Here is a 15,922-nt window from a genome sequence, read left to right on the forward strand (position 1 = left end):
TCTGGTGAATTACGGAAGATCAAGACGAGCACCAGCATCGTCCCGCAGGCGAGCGGCGAACGCGGCCCATGCAACCTTGCATTTTTCGGAACGATTTTGCGTCGCCGCCGAGAGCGGATGGGCGTTGTCGATGTAATTTGCGGGTCGGCGCGCCAGCTTGTCGGCCAGACCGCTTGGCGCTATCCCCCAGCTATACGCCAGCGCTCGGAGCTCCGTGCGAAGGCTGGCCGCAGCCAATTCGCAATCAAGCATGCGCGAAAGCAATGGTGATGCCTCTTCGTCAATTGCGGCTTGGACGGCTCGCTTCAATTCACATTCCGCATCAGCACGTTTCCGCTGGGCTTCGTCGAGCTTGACGGCGAGATGGGCAATCGTGGCCTCAAGGCTTTGAAATTGGTCATCCAGATCGCGGCGGCGACGGCTTGAACCCGTGAGGATCACAGCGGCCACACCGTGCTCAAAGTGGACGGCCCGAGCGCGGGCCTCGGCGGTCTCTTCTTCCAAGGCGGCAGCGCGTTCCTCCGAAAGAAGAGCCAACCGTTCCTTGCCGCGTCCCAATGCAGCTTCCGCCGCTTCCAATGAAGCATTCGCGGTCTTCAGCGCCGTCTGCGCCTCGCGAAGGCGGTCACGGGCGGGATATGGCGACTCGGTATCGAGCTCATCGATGCAGTATCTCGCGTTGTCCATTATTTCACACCGTAAAATTTGGCGTTCATCTCGTTAATCGAGCGCATCTCTGATGTATTCCTGCCGATCGTATCCAGCGCCTTTTTTGCCGACTTGGTCATGGTCACGGCAGCGACGTTCGATTGCGCCACGCGTGGCTTGCGCTGCACGCTATCGCCGACGACGGACGTCGCCCGTTTGGTAATAGGGTCGACCGAGAACATGCTTTGTGGACCGCCTTCGCCGCCCTGCAACGGAACCCAAGCGATGAAATATTTCGTGCCGTTTTCCTCAACGATCTCGACGTCCCAGTTCTGCGTCCAGCTGCACAAAACAGCCCGTGTGGCGCCGTCCCCACGCGTGGGCATCGTCCCGCCGAGTTCGCCGGCATACTCAAGGCCGCTGTGTGACGCGCCGCGGAAGCCCCGCAGGATCTCAATTGCCGGGTCGCCGTCCTTTACATGTCGCATTCTGGCGCCGCAAAGCGGTTCTGGCTTGTCATGGGTCATTACGTTCTTAATCACTCTCGTTTTCATGCTGGTCTGCCTTTCAAAATCTATCCAATGAATGTGTGCTGCGCCTGCAAACGCGCCGCCCGCGCTTGCAAAGCCGCCCTGGTGTCTTCGTCGAGGTCATCTCGTCCGGGCAGCGGAGAATCGCCGCCCAACGCCTTATCGAATTTGCCCCATAGCTCGGACCAGTTGTCGTTGCCGACAATCCGGGCCATTAATCCCGCCACGGAGGCTGCAAGGTCATCATGTCCGCCAGGTGGGTGGCCGATACTGTCCTTCGCGCCGACACGGGAGGCGCGGCGCTCCAGCCCGCACAGCTGAGCGGCGAGCCTACGATGATCGAGCAATTGCACCCGGCGACTGTTAAGGATCGGCAGGAAGCCGCTGAAATAGTCGCTCGTCGTCATTTCGCTGTGGCGGTAGGTGACGCCGTTCTTGCCAAACAGCTCCACAGTGAATCCGGCGCCGTAGCGATCACCCGTCACCTCATGAAGCTCATACGTCTTGAGAGCCTCGCAGAGCTCAATGACGACCTCTTCAGGACTGAATGGCGGTCTCTTCTCAAGCAGCAGGTCGAGAACCCCGACGTTGTCCTCGACGTGGCCTATCGCCAATGTGAAGCTGTCTTGTCCGCCTCCCGACGGATCAACGTGAGCAACATATGATCTGCCCTTCGCGAACTCGATTTGGGCAACGCCCTTCACTGTGCAGGCGTCGACGATTTCCGGCGAAACATACGATTCCAGGTCGTTTCGGAACTGGCCGCCCCATTCGCTTGCGGCAACCGAGGCATCATCTTCATAGGCTCGGTCGATAACCGACTGCTTGATCGTCGGATTGAAAAGCTTTGTCGGGCCGTTGGCGACCAAGATCGCCGGGTTGCCGTTGGGGCCAAAGTGCTTCTGGTAGGTGCGCCACATCTCGCCCCGCCTGGCGTGCGGAGAGCCGATGCAGAACAATTGGCCTCCGGTCGTGGCCAAGCTTGGCTTGACTGCGGCGAGGATCTCTTTATCGGGGTTGCGGCTGTCGTCCGACTGCCACATGCTTGCTTCCTCGGCGATAACCGCCACCGCGCTGAAACCGCGGATCGTTCGAAAGGATGCCGGCCGGATTTGGATATCCACGCGGTTCTTTAATGAAATCGTGTCCGCCGTGATGCTCCCAGCCATGGCTGCGAAGCGCGGTATGTCAGTGAAGATGCCCCGCGCGAAGTTCATCAGGGTCTGCGCTTGCTGCATCGAGGCCGCCAGGATCGGCAGCACCCCGCGCTCGCCAAGCCCCGCCGCGACGCTATCGCGCGCGGGGTTCGCTGTTTCAAAAGCCATCGACTATACCGCCTCCGAGACAGAGAGTCGGACGCGTTTTAGTTTCCAGGCTTCAATCTCGGCACGCCTAAAATACCAGCGACCATTGATTACGTTTGGTTTCGGGAAATTTAGATCGGAGTATTCGAGCCATCGCGCAAGGGTGCGTCGGACGATGCCGAATTCCGCCGCAACGACCATGGCAGGTACAAGTTTCTCTGAATTGTCCTTCGCCAAAATTGCTGACGAGGCACTGCTTAATGATTCCAGTGGCATATTCATTGTGGAGTTCCTGTCGTGACATAACAGGACTTACAATGGCGCGGAGGCCGCCGATTAGGTACGCTAAGCTATGACGATAAGGGCTGTACTTTCTTCAGATGCGCTATGGCGGAGCGAGCAACATGAAGAGGGTCAGTATCTATGTGCATTGCGAGGAACACGTTGGTGATGAGATCAAGAAACACGCCGCGCGGATAGCCGGCGCGATCCAGAGCTTTACGAGTCGGCAGTCCAGCGTATGGAATCGCTTTGAGGGCTTTCTCTGGTGGGTCAACCACTATCGTCGGCTCCCTCTCGGTTAGCCGTTGATAACTGTAAGCCAAGTGCCTTCCAACACCGTGTGCGAAGTTATCCCTAGCTCTACCAGCGTCTTGGGATTCTTTTGGGGTGGCCATCGATGCAGCGCGTGCGAGAGGGCGCAAATCCTCCGCCAATCGCCGACGATCTATTTCGACGGCGCGAAGCTCATTAGGAAATTGCGTTCGAACGTAGCCGACGTCAAGGAGCACGTAGTCGTCGCGATCTGTCTTGAAGGCTGGAGTATCTGCGAGGGCGTCAATCGTCGTTTGATGCATCGTCTCAAGACGAACAGCCAATTGCAGGCATGACCTTCTGGCGTGGCGCGAAGGGCTTTCCAATGCGTGGGCCAAGGATCCAGCACGTGTTGAAATGCTGGCAAGCTCTTTAACCGCCAAGGTTGTTTCGCACGGTCTAAAAGCTCGACGTGATTTATCTTCGACCATTCGCATATGACTTGCGAATAATACCAGATCGTCGATCTCCCGCGCGAGATCGGGCTCTTTATTGGCGCGAATTTTGAGCTTCCCAAACTCTCGAACCAATTGACTCCGCAGGTCTCTATTTTCTGTGGCCATTCTATCCCCGCACGGTGGATAATTCGAGAATATTTCCACTGAGCCTGCTACGCGTGAGCTCCTCGACAAAGTGCGCCCATGCTTCGACGGCGCTGCGCTGCTCGTCGGCATAATTGAAACGCTGATATACACCGGTAATTCCGCCGAAGGTTCCGCCGGTGTGATTTAGGAGCTTTTCCGTGACGTGAACGGCGATCCCCATGCGGGCGAGGTTGCTCGCAAACGTCCTTCGAAGGTCATGCAATCTCCAGGGAATCATATCTTTCGGGAGAAGATCATCGAGGCGCCGCTTGATCAGCGCATAGCCCACCAAGGGATTATCCCCAGAAAATGTGAAAACGAACTCGCTTCCGGCAATCCGGGGAGCTGTCTTCAGGATCGCGATCGCAGGGTCGGAAAGCGGGATAGTGTGCTCGCGCTTGTTTTTGGCTCGTACGGCGGGGAGGGTCCAGGTCCGCGCGTCAAGGTCAAGCTCGCTCCACGCTAAGTCGGTTACCTCTGAGCGCCGCTGGCCTGTGAGAATGAGAATTTGGGCGACATGCCCATAAGGCCAACCGATCGCTTCGGCCGCCTGCGGCTTTTATTTCCTCATCGTTCAGGATTCGGTCGCGGGACTTTTCGGGCGATGGCGAAGTGACGGTCGCGCATGGGGAAATCTCAATTATCCCTCGTTCGACCGACCACGAGCACAGTTTCTTAAACCAGGCGAGAGCGCGGTTCGCGGCATACGGCGCTCCGCGCTCGATGATATCGTCAAGCAGGCGGTGGACGTCCTGCCGCTTAATCTCGGATAGCTTCCGCTTAGGCCAAGCATCAACAATTTCGTTTTTTAATATTCGTTTGACTTCGATAAAGGTCGCCTCTTTCAACCTGCGCTTGGCATAGTTCGCCAAGAACGACGCGACGACCTTCTCAATTAGGTCCTGGTCCGCGGGAATGCGCGCGGAGCGACGTGCCTCTTTTTTTTCGGCCGCGGGGTCTCTGCCATCGGCAACGGCGACCAATGCCCGCCCGGCGAGTTCTCGCGCGGTCTTAAGACCAACCACGGCCACGGTCCTAGAGTCAATTTCCGGGGGCGCCCCGCAACCCGATATCGAACAGCCCACGAGGCTTGGCCGCTAGGCTGCGAAACGAAGAAAAGGCCTCGGACAGTCCCATCTGCTATCTCGCGGCGTTTGGGTCCGGGCTTCAGCGTCTCAAGAAACTTAGCAGTAAGCGCCACGGTTCGAGACTTTCGTTACCCTAGTTACCCAACCTATATAAGGGTAACGATATGGTCTGTCTAGGCGCTTCCTGATTTGTCTGGGTCTTTGTTAGAAAGTATAATAATAACATGATGTTATTGTCGTGTCGGGTGACTTGGAATGACGTAGTTTGTCCCGCTATTCAATCTGAAAACCTATCAGATCGACGGCCGGCTATTGCGGACCAGCGCGGCGAATTTTTCCGCTTCCGGGCTGAAGCGACAGGACAATGATCTCATCATCATCGAAAGCCCTGTCGCGGCTGCGGCCTTCACGCGCCATTTCGAGGCGATCTTCGCCGGCAGCGAGCCCTTGCCGCCCGACGCGTCGGAACGAGCGCGAGCGCTGGCTCCCTCCGCAGAAAACTGACGACCCCGATCGGCTTCTCCTCCGTCGAGAGGAGAAGGGATTATGTCCTGCCGCGCCCATAGTCTTGCCGGGGCTGGATGCGATGCAGCGCGGCGACGAGGCAGTCTATGTCCTCGAAAGTGTTGTAGAGCGCAAGCGAAGGCCGCACCGTCGTCTCGAGCCCGAAGCGGCGCAAAATCGGTTGCGCGCAATGGTGTCCAGCGCGCACGGCTATGCCTTCCCGATCGAGCGCCGCGCCGACATCCTCGCTGCGGCAGCCATTGAGGACGAACGAGATGACGCCGGCTTTTTCCTTTGCGGTCCCGATGATTTTAAGGCCCGGCAAGCCGAGCAGCCCTTGCGTCGCATAGCCGAGAAGCTCGTGCTCATAGGCGGCGATGTTTCCCATCCCGATGCGGTCGAGATAGTCGATGGCGGCGCCGAGCCCGACGGCGTCGGCGATGTTGCCGGTGCCCGCCTCGAAACGCAGGGGCGGACCCTGATAGACCGTCTTCTCGAAGGTGACGTCGGCGATCATATTGCCGCCGCCCTGCCAAGGCGGCATCGCCGCCAAAACCTCCGGCTTGCCGTAAAGAACGCCGATGCCGGTCGGACCGAACACTTTGTGGCCCGAGAAGGCGTAAAAATCGCAATCGAGCGTCTGGACATTGACAGGCATGTGCGAGACGGCCTGAGCGCCATCGACCAGCACGCAGGCCCCGTGGCGATGCGCTATCGCAACCATCTCCTGCGCCGGAGTCACCGTGCCGAGCGCGTTCGAGACCTGCGGCAAGGAGACGAGCCGCGTGCGCGGCCCGAGCAGCTTGGTATATTCATCGAGCAAAATCTGGCCGCTGTCGTCGACCGGAGCGACGCGCAAAACAGCGCCGGTTTCGGCGCACAGCATCTGCCAGGGCACGATATTGGCGTGATGTTCGAGCCAGGTGATGACAATTTCGTCGCCCTCACGGACGTTGCGGACTCCCCACGCCTTCGCGACGAGGTTGATCGCCTCGGTCGCGCCGCGCGCGAAGACGATGTCGTTTGGCGAGCTTGCGCCAAGGAATCTGCGGACTTTTTCGCGCGCCGCCTCATAGGCGTCGGTGGATCGCGCGGCGAGCGCATGCGCGCCTCTGTGGATGTTCGAGTTTTCGGTCTCGTAGAACTGCGCGAGGCGGTCGATCACCGCCTGCGGCTTTTGCGTCGTCGCGGCGTTGTCGAGCCAAATCAGCGGCTTGCCATGAACCTGCTGGCGCAGAATCGGGAAATCGCGCTTGATCGCATAGGCGTCGAAGGCTCGGGTTCCAGAGACGAGGTCCGGCGTGAGGAGCGGCTTAAGTTCGGGCGCGACCGGCGCGAAAAAAGAATGCTGGGTCGGGGCGTTGGCGGCGGCGGGCGCCGCGGCGGTCTGCGTCTCGTTTAGAAAATACAAGGATTCGCCCGGAACGGCGGGATATCCGCCGGGCGAGGATTTCTGACTAAATCCGGACGGCGAGGCCGCCGCGCCCAACAGACTCACATCGCCAACGCCGTGGGGGCGTAGGTCCGTCTCGGTCGGGTAGTTTGTCGAAGCGAACGCCGGATGCTGCTCGATGGAAGAGCCGGGAACTTCAGCCGCAACTGGAGCGCTCCCTCGAACCCCTGGTGGACCGGCGTGAGTTGGAGGCGCGGTCACGCTCTGCGCCGGGGCCGAGGGCGACGGCGGCGCGAACGCCAATCCGGCTTCTTTGAGGAATGACAGGGATGTTTCCGGCGGCTTCGGCGAGCCCATGGGGACAGAGCCATGCGAAAACCCCGCGGGAAAAGAAGGCGCGGGAGACAAGCCGCCGGCAGGCGCGCTGCTATGGGAAAATCCCGAAGGAAATGTGGACGGCGTGAGTGACGTCACGTCGCCAAGGCCCTGCACCAGCGCGAGGAGCGCCTTCTCGCGCAAATGGGCTCGCGGGTGCGGGAGGTCGGGGCCTTCTTCCGGCGCAAGCCCAACGGAAGCGGCGAACGATTCCGGCGTTGTCGTTACGGCGGGCGAATCCGCCGCGGCGGCTGCGTGTCCGGCGGCAGGCGCGTGCTTGATCGGCGCTCCAGCGGTTCCCGCGGTTACGCCCGGCAATTCTGTGACAAAAGGAACAGACTGCGCGCCCGGAATGCTCGTCCCCGGCGCTGCAACCACCGCGCCGATAGTCCCCGGCGCTGACGTCGGCGGGATCGGCAGACGATCCTGCACCATGAAATTGGCCAGAGCCTGGGGATCGACCATCTGCCCCGGCGCAGCGTTGAAGAACGAGTTCGCCATCCGCGCGATCAATCCGGGATCGATGACGGCAGGCCCCTGTCCCCCGTATTGCGGAGCCGCCGGAGCGGCGATGGGAGCCGTTGCCGCCGCTTGCTTCGGATCAGGCGTACTCATGATAATGCCCCACCTCGACGTTCTCGAGCACCCCGAGCGCGTCGGGGGTGAGGATCGCCGACGAGCAGTAGAGCGAGATCAGGTAGGACGCGATCGCCTTGCGATTGATTCCCATGAATCGAACCGAAAGGCTTGGCGTGACTTCGCCTGGGACGCCTGGCTGGAAGAGGCCGACGACGCCCTGTTTCCGTTCGCCGGTGCGCAAAAGCAGAATGTCGGTGGTGCCGCCGCCATCGGGGCCAGCTGCGATCTTCAGCTTGTCGCTTGGAACCAGCGGAAGGCCGCGCCAAGTCAAGAACGGCGTGCCGAACAGATTGATCGTTGGCGGCGGCACGCCACGGCGCGTGCATTCCCGGCCGAAGGCGGCGATGGCGCGCGGATGGGCGAGGAAGAAGGCGGGTTCTTTCCAGACGCGGGCGATCAGCTCATCGAGATCATCGGGCGTCGGCGGACCGCGCCGCGTGCTGATCCGCATCGCCGGAGAGGAATTCGGCAGCAGACCGTACTCTGGATTATTGATGAGCTCGCTTTCCTGCCGCTCCTTGACCTTCTCGATCAGCAGCCGCAGCTGCTCCTGGATCTGGTCATAGGGCTGATTGTAGAGATCGGAAACGCGGGTCTGCACGTCGAGGACAGTGGTGACTGCGTTGAGGAAGTATTCGCGCGGCGCAGTCTCGTAGTCGACGAAGGTCTCCGGCAGGTCGCTATCGCGCTCCCGACTCGGGCTGCATTCGACGTCGCCATCGCCTTCGGTGTCCTTGACGCGGTTTAGCCGATAAATGCCGGCTTCGACAGGCACCCAGGGAAGGAAAGAAACGAGCCAGCGCGGGGTAATTCCCGACCATTGCGCCCGTGTTTTCGTGGCGTTGGCAAGCTGACGCGCAGCCGGTTCGCTCAGAGTTCTGCGGCCCTCGGGTTCGTCGACCATCTAACAGCTCCTTGTCTAGAATCGCCTGATCTCTAGCTGAAGCTGATGTAGCACTTCTTGCGTAGAATATTCTCCTTTATTTGAGTTTACTGCGAAAAATGATGAGTCTACAAATTCTATCAATTTTCGACGCTGAAAACGTTCGCTGCGACAGTCTAGGCAGTAGTGACGAATTACCTGAGCATGATAGCAATAGCGGCGAGCAATACGAAGCCTCGGTAGTTTGCGAGGAGCTTGTCGTATCGGGTTGCGACGCGCCGGAACTGCTTCAGTTTATTGAAGAAACGCTCGACGAGATTGCGCTCCTTGTAGAGCGCCTTGTCGTAGGGGAGCGGCGCGCGGCGATTGGATTTTGATGGGATCACCGGCTCAGCCTCACGCATAAGAACAGCCTTGCGCAAGTGATTGGCGTCATAACCTTTATCGGCGATGATCGCATCGGCCGCAAAGCCTTCGATCAGGGCGTGCGCTTTTGTGATGTCGTTGCGCTGCCCAGGTCCGAGAAGGAGCCGAACGGGGTTGCCGAGCGCGTCTGTCGCGGCGTGGATTTTGGTGCTCAAACCACCGCGAGAGCGGCCCAGGCCTTGGGCATCCGCCCCCCTTTGGCGATCCTTGCGCCGGCCGCGTGCTGATGGGCGCGCACGATTGTTGAGTCGATCATCAGCCATTCGAGATCGGCCTCGGCGGTGAATGCCTCAAGAAATCCGTCCAAGGCGCCGCGCTCGATCCAGCGATAGTAGCGGCGTTTCACCGCCTGATGGTCGCCGAAGCGTTCGGGCAGATCGCGCCAGCGGCCGCCCGAGCGGGCCATCCATAACAGCGCGTCGACGAAGCGTCGATTGTCGCAGCGCGGCCCGCGCTGGCCGGCTCTTCCGCCTGGCACAAGATCACAAAGCCGCTCCCATTGATCGTCTCGCAGCGCATCGACATCCCGAATCATCAAGGCTGATCTCCAAAAATCAGCCTTGAATCATGGAAAGATCCTCGCGAGAATCCCCCAAACGCCGAATTCGTCACAACGGCCTAGTTGGCGGGTTCTTTATAGTTTTTGTGAACACGAGCGCGCGCAAGCCCGTTTGACCGCCGGCTGAGATGCGCTTCTCAACTATAAACGCTCCAAACCAAAGCAGCCGCCTGACCAGAAGCGAGCGGCGAGCGCTGGCAAGATGGCCTAAGCAACCAGGATCGCCTTATAAGCAAAAGGCGGCCAAGTTTTTGTGCGGCGCAACCTTCCTGCCTGGACGCAGGCAAAGCCTGCGTCCAGAAGCATAAGGCTCAGCTTCTTCAAACGGCTCAGACGAAAGCCACTTTCAGGATTTCATAGCTCTTGCCGCCGCCGGGCGTATTCACCTCGACGGTATCGCCGACTTTTTTGCCGATCAGGGCGCGCGCGGTCGGCGATGTAATCGAGACCCGGCCGGCCTTCACGTCGGCCTCGTTTTCGCCGACGATCTGATAGGTTTTCTGCTCCTCGGTGTCCTCATCGACCAGCGTCACCGTCGCGCCGAACATCACCGTTGTGCCGGACAGCTTCGACACGTCGATTACCTCGGCGCGGGACAATTTATCCTCAAGCTCGGCGACTCGGCCCTCGTTCAGCGACTGGGCCTCCTTGGCGGAATGATATTCGGCGTTCTCGGAAAGATCCCCGTGCGAGCGCGCTTCCGCAATCGCCTGGATGATGCGCGGCCGCTCGATCTGCTGGCGCCGCTTCAACTCCTCTTCGAGAGCGATATATCCGCCGGCCGTCATGGGGAACTTGTCCATGTGATTCTCTTTCGCGTCTTTGTTCTTCTTGACCAATGGTGACCGCTTCGCCGTGGCGCAAGGTGCGCTCACGTCCGGGAATGGTCGGCTTTTTTGCGCGGGCGCACATACGCCTGCTCCGGGTTCGAGCGCATCACCGCTCGGAACCCGTTCGCCGAATAGCAGACACCTTCATGATGCCCACTGCAAGAGGGGCGTTTTCTCAAGGTCGGCGGCGGCCGCAGCGTGACGTCTGCGGGTCCGCTTTCTCAAAGAGGATCGATGCAACTTCGCGGCGGTTCGTCGAGAACCGCCGCTCCGAAGTTAAGATCTTGTAGAAAAATCACAAATTTTTCAGGACCATGCAGGATTCAATCAAAATAATCCTGCAGCGCCCGGACTTCCAGATCGCCGGCCATATAGGCCTTGATGCCCTCAGAGGCGGCGATCGCTCCGGCAAGAGTGGTATAGTAAGGCACCTTGTGCAGCAGGGCGGCGCGGCGCAGCGAGCGCGAATCAGCCAGCGCCTGCTTACCCTCTGTCGTATTCAGAACAAGTTGGATGCCGCCATTCTTGATGGCGTCCACGACATGCGGGCGGCCCTCCGACACCTTGTTGATCCGGTGCGCCGAAACGCCTTTCGATTCGAGATACCGCGATGTGCCGCCGGTGGCGAAGATCCTGAAGCCGAGCGCTTTGAGAAGCTTCATTGTGCCGAGGACGCGCGGCTTGTCGACATCGCGCACTGAAACGAAAACCGAGCCGGACGTCGGCACATTGGCGCCGCTGCCGAGTTGGCTTTTCGCGAAAGCGACCGCGAATGAGCGATCAAGGCCCATGACTTCGCCGGTCGAGCGCATCTCCGGCCCAAGCACGGTGTCGACGCCGGGAAAGCGGGCGAAAGGAAACACTGATTCCTTGACTCCGACATGATCGAAACGAGGCGTCCGCAAGCCGAAGCTTTGCAAGGATTCTCCCGCCATGATTCGCGCCGCGATCTTGGCGATCGGCGCGCCGATGACCTTCGCGACGAAGGGCACCGTCCGCGCCGCGCGCGGGTTAACCTCGAGCACGTAGATCTCGCCGTCCTTCAGCGCATATTGCACATTCATCAATCCGCCGACGCCGAGCGCCAGGGCGAGCTCGCGCGTCTGCTGCTCAAGTTGGGCGATCTTTTCGGCCGAGAGCGAGCGCGGCGGCAGCGAGGAGGCGCTGTCGCCAGAATGAATCCCCGCCTCCTCGATATGCTCCATGATGCCGCAGATGAAGACATCTTTCCCGTCGCAAATCGCATCGGCGTCGACCTCGACGGCGTCGGACAGATAACGGTCAAACAGCAGCGGATTCTTGCCGAGGACAGTGTTGATCTGCCCGGTTTTATCGTTCGGATAGCGAGCCTTGACGTCGGCGGGGACAAGGCCGGGCAGCGTGCCGAGCAGATAATCGTCCAAGGCGCCATTGTCGTGGATGATCGACATCGCGCGGCCGCCCAACACATAGGAAGGACGCACGACGAGCGGCAGGCCGAGTTCTCCCGCGATGGTGCGCGCTTGCTCGACCGAATAGGCGATTCCGTTCATTGGCTGCTTCAGGCCGATCTTGTCGAGCAGGCGCTTGAACCGGTCGCGATCTTCGGCGAGATCGATTGAATCGACCGATGTGCCGAGAATGGGAATGCCGGCTTTTTCGAGCGCGTGGGCAAGTTTCAGCGGCGTCTGTCCGCCAAACTGCACGATGACGCCCTTGAGCTTTCCCGCCTCGCTTTCCTTGGCGAGGATTTCAAGCACGTCTTCCGGCGTCAGAGGTTCGAAATAAAGCCGGTCCGAGGTGTCGTAATCGGTCGAGACCGTCTCCGGATTGCAGTTGATCATGATGGTTTCGTACCCAGCCTCGCTTAAGGCGAAGCAGGCGTGGCAACAGCAATAGTCGAACTCGATGCCCTGTCCGATCCGGTTCGGACCCCCGCCCAGAATCACGATTTTTTCGCGCTCTGACGGACGGGCTTCGTCGGCCGGGGCGCCGGCGAAGGGCGGCGCGTAGGTCGAGTACATATAGGCCGTGGGCGAGGCGAACTCGGCGGCGCAGGTGTCGATCCGCTTGAACACGGGCCGCACCCCGAGTTTGTGCCGCAGCGCGGTGATCTCGGTTCGCGGCGCCCGAGAAAGATCGGCGAGACGCCCGTCGGAAAAGCCCGCCGCCTTCAACATCCGCAAGTTGGCCGCGTCGTGCGGCACGCCATGAGCGCGGACCATCGCCTCAAGCTCGAGGATTTCTTGCAGGCGCTCGATGAACCAGAGGTCGATCTGACACGCCTCATTGATTTCGCGAGGCGACATGCCGTAGCGCAACGCTTGCGCCGCCACCAGCAGCCGATCCGGCGTCGGGCGTCCCAAAGCCGCGCGGAGAACGTTCATGTCGTCCCCAAGGCCAAGACCGTCGATCTCGATTTCATCGAGGCCATTGAGCCCGGTGTCGAGCGAGCGCAGCGCTTTTTGCAGGCTTTCGGCGAAAGTGCGCCCAATCGCCATCGTCTCGCCGACGGACTTCATCGCCGTCGTCAAGATATTGTCCGCGCCGGGAAATTTCTCAAAGGCGAAGCGCGGGATTTTGGTCACGACGTAATCGATCGTCGGCTCGAATGAGGCCGGCGTCGCCCCACCGGTAATGTCATTGGCGATTTCGTCGAGCGTATAGCCGACGGCGAGCTTCGCCGCGACCTTGGCGATCGGGAAGCCAGTCGCTTTTGACGCCAAAGCGGACGACCGCGAGACTCGCGGATTCATTTCAATCACGATCATGCGGCCATCGACCGGGTTGACCGCGAATTGCACGTTGGAGCCGCCAGTCTCGACCCCGATCTCGCGCAGCACCGCCAGCGAGGCGTCGCGCATGACCTGATATTCCTTGTCGGTCAAGGTCAGGGCGGGGGCGACGGTGATCGAATCCCCGGTATGAATGCCCATCGGGTCGATGTTTTCGATCGAACAGACGATGATGCAATTGTCCGCCTTATCGCGGACGACCTCCATCTCATATTCTTTCCAGCCGAGCACGCTCTCCTCGACCAGAACCTCGTTGGTCGGGGATGCATCGATGCCGCGCTCGATAATGTCGATGAATTCGTTTTTGTTGTAGGCGATGCCGCCGCCGGTGCCGCCCATGGTGAACGAGGGGCGGATGATGGCGGGGAGGCCGATATCGTCGACAATCGCCAGCGCCTGGCTCAAGGTCTTGACTTGATGCGAGCGCGGCGTCGAAAGGCCAATTCGCGTCATTGCTTCGCGAAACCGTTCGCGATCTTCGGCCATGTCGATCGCATCGGCGCTGGCGCCGATCATTTCGACATTGAATTCGTCGAGAACGCCCATTTTTTTCAAGGAGAGGGCGCAGTTGAGCGCGGTCTGGCCGCCCATGGTGGGCAAAAGCGCGAAGCCGCCCGGGTGGGAGTAACGCTCCTTGGCGATGATTTTGGCGACGATTTCCGGCGTGATCGGCTCGACATAGGTGCGATCGGCCATATCCGGGTCGGTCATGATCGTCGCCGGATTGGAATTGACGAGGACGATTCGATAGCCCTCTTCCCGCAGCGCCTTACAGGCCTGGGTGCCTGAATAGTCGAACTCACAGGCCTGTCCGATGATGATCGGCCCTGCGCCGATGATCAAAACCGTCGAAATATCAGTCCGCTTCGGCACAAAAAACTCTTTCCCCGTTGCGGCGGGCGTTAGACGTTGGCGGCGCGCAAAAAAGGGCCGCGCCGGGCCCATCCGGCCAACGCGTCCTTGCGCCAAGGCTCAAAACAGGGTCGTTTCGAGTGTTGGAGGCTCCCCGAGCGAGTTTTGGCGATGAGCCAAAGCCCGCGCGATCGAGCGCGGTCAAGAAGAACGAAGTGTCTCTAAACTAGAATCTCGCGATTGTGAACCCGCTGGCCTTTGCAGCGGCAATGACGCGGATTGCGCCAGCCGGGCGCAAATCCCGGCCAGAATAATCGAGGTCGCGTGCGGGACTTCGAAGCATCGGCCAAAAGGCCGCCCGCAACAAAACTGCCCCCGCGGCGATAGCCTAATCCACAGTCCGCAATCGGATTGCGCGCTGGATATCCAAAGCCTCATTTCAATCGGAAATAGCGGCGCAATGTTGAGTCACCGAGATTTATCGGCGCTTGAGCCAGCAGCTTCTTCAAATGCCCTTTCCTGTAAAGCACAAGGGCGAACATCATTCCGACTGCCGCCTCCGTGACCACGCGAATGAAGGCGATGCCCGCGGCGCCATAGGTCGGCGCCAAAAGATAGGTGAAGCCTAGGCTGCCGCACTGACCGAGGGAAACCGCCGCTACGAAACTGACGTCAAGCCGCAAAGGCAGCATCAAGTATAATCCAAGCGCGTAATTTATGGCGATGATCGGGAATATAAATGAGAGGATCTGCAAGACTTGCACTGACTCAGTAAACTGAAAGCCGGTAAACATATGAATTAGTATTCCTGCGCTGAAAAATGTTCCTAACGTAAAAATAATGCTGACGGCTAGCAAAACTATCAAAATATATCTAGCCACCAAATACATCGTATCCGGACCGCCTTTCGCTGCTTGATTGTACACATAGGGCATCAGAGCCTGAGTGGCGGGGCTGAAGGCGTTGATGATCGTTCCTGCGAATCTATCGGCCGCGTTCAAAAATCCAACTTGGGCCGGACCAGCCATCGCTCCAAGAATAAGCGCGATAGCCGCGGCATGGACAGATCCTCCGGCCCTGAAAATGAACATTGGGGCGCCGGACTTTAAATGGTCGAGCAACTTGCGCCAGTCGATCGAGATGCGCTTGAGCTTGCCCAACGCCATCGCGTGTCCAACAGCCAAAACAATGACCTGAGCGACGAGCTGGCAAAGCAGAACCGTATTTATATCCGAGGTCGAATGGACCAAGAAAAAGACAGGGATGAACCACATCAATTGGGCGGAGACATCAAGAGCGGCGGAGGCTGTCGCGCGGCCAGTGCCAATAAAGTACCAGCTGAGGCTGAATCCTTGCGCTCCGCCGAGGAGGACAATCAAGCTAAGGCTCGCGGGAAACTGAAAGATTGAGGGGGCAAAAAGCGCCAAAACTCCGAAAACAAGTCCCACCAAGCCAAATAGCGCCAGCTTTACCGTGGTGACGCCTATCAAGATTCCGCTCCGATCGTCGGCTTCGGCTGAGGAAATCTCCCTCAGCGCGGATATGCTGAAGCCATATTCAACAATGATCGATATAGCCGTCGCCAGAGACGTCGCAATCGCAAGCACGCCTAGGCCCGATGGACCGAGCACCCGCGCCAAGAACGGCAGGGAGGCAAATGAGATCAGGTAACGCGCTACAAACGCGCAATACAGTGAAAGAAATGCCTTTTTCAACGGCGGAGCCCATGTGTGCGATTGCAAAAGGTAAAAGCAATGAGCAACAAGCAAAGCATTGCGCCGTCCCGGCCGTCGGCGCGTTTATCCGAGCGACGAATTTAAATGAAAGGCGTCGAGCGACGAGAGGACATGAGGCGTTTAAAACTGAGCAGCGAGGGGTCCTTTGAATTGAGTGCGTCAATGAGGACGAGAAGATCGCCTTTTCAGGGCGCAAATTCCAG

At 59.5% G+C, this 15,922-nt stretch carries 12 protein-coding genes and 1 pseudogene; 1 reads left to right on the forward strand and 12 read right to left on the reverse strand.

Translation table 11 applies throughout. The features are described from left to right. Positions 1 to 9 precede the first annotated feature (9 nt). The 6 genes from WDN46_03865 to WDN46_03890 form a co-directional block, all read right to left on the reverse strand. Positions 10 to 687, reverse strand: coding sequence for a hypothetical protein (locus WDN46_03865; GenBank protein ID MEJ0092583.1), 678 nt, complete (start codon positions 685 to 687; stop codon positions 10 to 12). Further along, positions 687 to 1,175, reverse strand: coding sequence for a hypothetical protein (locus WDN46_03870; GenBank protein MEJ0092584.1), 489 nt, complete (start codon positions 1,173 to 1,175; stop codon positions 687 to 689). Before WDN46_03870 ends, WDN46_03865 begins: the two co-directional genes overlap by 1 nt. A gap of 47 nt (positions 1,176 to 1,222) precedes the next feature. Then, positions 1,223 to 2,503 carry a hypothetical protein gene (locus WDN46_03875; GenBank protein MEJ0092585.1) on the reverse strand — a complete coding sequence of 427 codons (1,281 nt, stop codon included), beginning with the start codon at positions 2,501 to 2,503 and terminating at the stop codon, positions 1,223 to 1,225. Between the two features lie 3 nt (positions 2,504 to 2,506). Next, entirely contained in the window at positions 2,507 to 2,764 is a 258-nt protein-coding gene (locus WDN46_03880; GenBank protein MEJ0092586.1) for a hypothetical protein, read from the reverse strand. A 68-nt stretch (positions 2,765 to 2,832) separates the two neighbouring features. Continuing rightward, a complete protein-coding gene (locus WDN46_03885) occupies positions 2,833 to 3,639 on the reverse strand; it encodes a hypothetical protein (protein MEJ0092587.1) in 807 nt (268 codons plus the stop codon). A 1-nt stretch (position 3,640) separates the two neighbouring features. Beyond that, positions 3,641 to 4,198, reverse strand: a complete 558-nt coding sequence (locus WDN46_03890; protein ID MEJ0092588.1) for a site-specific integrase — start codon at positions 4,196 to 4,198, stop codon at positions 3,641 to 3,643. A gap of 862 nt (positions 4,199 to 5,060) precedes the next feature. On the opposite strand from WDN46_03890, the gene WDN46_03895 reads away from it, so the two are divergent. Then, positions 5,061 to 5,252, forward strand: coding sequence for a hypothetical protein (locus WDN46_03895; protein MEJ0092589.1), 192 nt, complete (start codon positions 5,061 to 5,063; stop codon positions 5,250 to 5,252). A 40-nt stretch (positions 5,253 to 5,292) separates the two neighbouring features. On the opposite strand, the gene WDN46_03900 is transcribed toward WDN46_03895, so the two are convergent. The 6 genes and pseudogenes from WDN46_03900 to WDN46_03925 all read right to left on the reverse strand — a co-directional run bounded on the left by WDN46_03900 (position 5,293) and on the right by WDN46_03925 (position 15,698). Continuing rightward, positions 5,293 to 7,635, reverse strand: a complete 2,343-nt coding sequence (locus tag WDN46_03900) for a family 2A encapsulin nanocompartment cargo protein cysteine desulfurase (protein MEJ0092590.1) — start codon at positions 7,633 to 7,635, stop codon at positions 5,293 to 5,295. Beyond that, positions 7,622 to 8,563, reverse strand: coding sequence for a family 2A encapsulin nanocompartment shell protein (locus tag WDN46_03905; protein MEJ0092591.1), 942 nt, complete (start codon positions 8,561 to 8,563; stop codon positions 7,622 to 7,624). The genes WDN46_03900 and WDN46_03905 overlap by 14 nt, the downstream gene beginning before the upstream one ends. A 173-nt stretch (positions 8,564 to 8,736) precedes the next feature. Beyond that, a pseudogene (locus WDN46_03910) lies at positions 8,737 to 9,503 on the reverse strand (IS5 family transposase). A gap of 353 nt (positions 9,504 to 9,856) precedes the next feature. Then, positions 9,857 to 10,330, reverse strand: coding sequence for a transcription elongation factor GreA (greA, locus tag WDN46_03915; GenBank protein ID MEJ0092592.1), 474 nt, complete (start codon positions 10,328 to 10,330; stop codon positions 9,857 to 9,859). 350 nt (positions 10,331 to 10,680) lie between these two features. After that, positions 10,681 to 14,004, reverse strand: coding sequence for a carbamoyl-phosphate synthase large subunit (carB, locus tag WDN46_03920; GenBank protein ID MEJ0092593.1), 3,324 nt, complete (start codon positions 14,002 to 14,004; stop codon positions 10,681 to 10,683). Positions 14,005 to 14,417: 413 nt separating this feature from the next. Then, entirely contained in the window at positions 14,418 to 15,698 is a 1,281-nt protein-coding gene (locus WDN46_03925) for an oligosaccharide flippase family protein (GenBank protein MEJ0092594.1), read from the reverse strand. Positions 15,699 to 15,922: the final 224 nt, after the last annotated feature.

This window comes from Methylocella sp. (genome assembly GCA_037200525.1).
Classification (GTDB): Bacteria; Pseudomonadota; Alphaproteobacteria; order Rhizobiales; family Beijerinckiaceae; genus Methylocapsa.

Excerpts from the sequence above, each read along its gene's own strand:
- WDN46_03865 (MEJ0092583.1), bottom strand. The coding sequence starts at position 687 with ATGGACAACGCGAGATACTGCATCGATGAGCTCGATACCGAGTCGCCA.
- WDN46_03870 (MEJ0092584.1), bottom strand. The coding sequence starts at position 1,175 with ATGACCCATGACAAGCCAGAACCGCTTTGCGGCGCCAGAATGCGACAT.
- WDN46_03875 (MEJ0092585.1), bottom strand. The coding sequence starts at position 2,503 with ATGGCTTTTGAAACAGCGAACCCCGCGCGCGATAGCGTCGCGGCGGGG.
- WDN46_03880 (MEJ0092586.1), bottom strand. The coding sequence starts at position 2,764 with ATGAATATGCCACTGGAATCATTAAGCAGTGCCTCGTCAGCAATTTTG.
- WDN46_03885 (MEJ0092587.1), bottom strand. The coding sequence starts at position 3,639 with ATGGCCACAGAAAATAGAGACCTGCGGAGTCAATTGGTTCGAGAGTTT.
- WDN46_03900 (MEJ0092590.1), bottom strand. The coding sequence starts at position 7,635 with ATGAGTACGCCTGATCCGAAGCAAGCGGCGGCAACGGCTCCCATCGCC.
- WDN46_03905 (MEJ0092591.1), bottom strand. The coding sequence starts at position 8,563 with ATGGTCGACGAACCCGAGGGCCGCAGAACTCTGAGCGAACCGGCTGCG.
- greA (MEJ0092592.1), bottom strand. The coding sequence starts at position 10,330 with ATGGACAAGTTCCCCATGACGGCCGGCGGATATATCGCTCTCGAAGAG.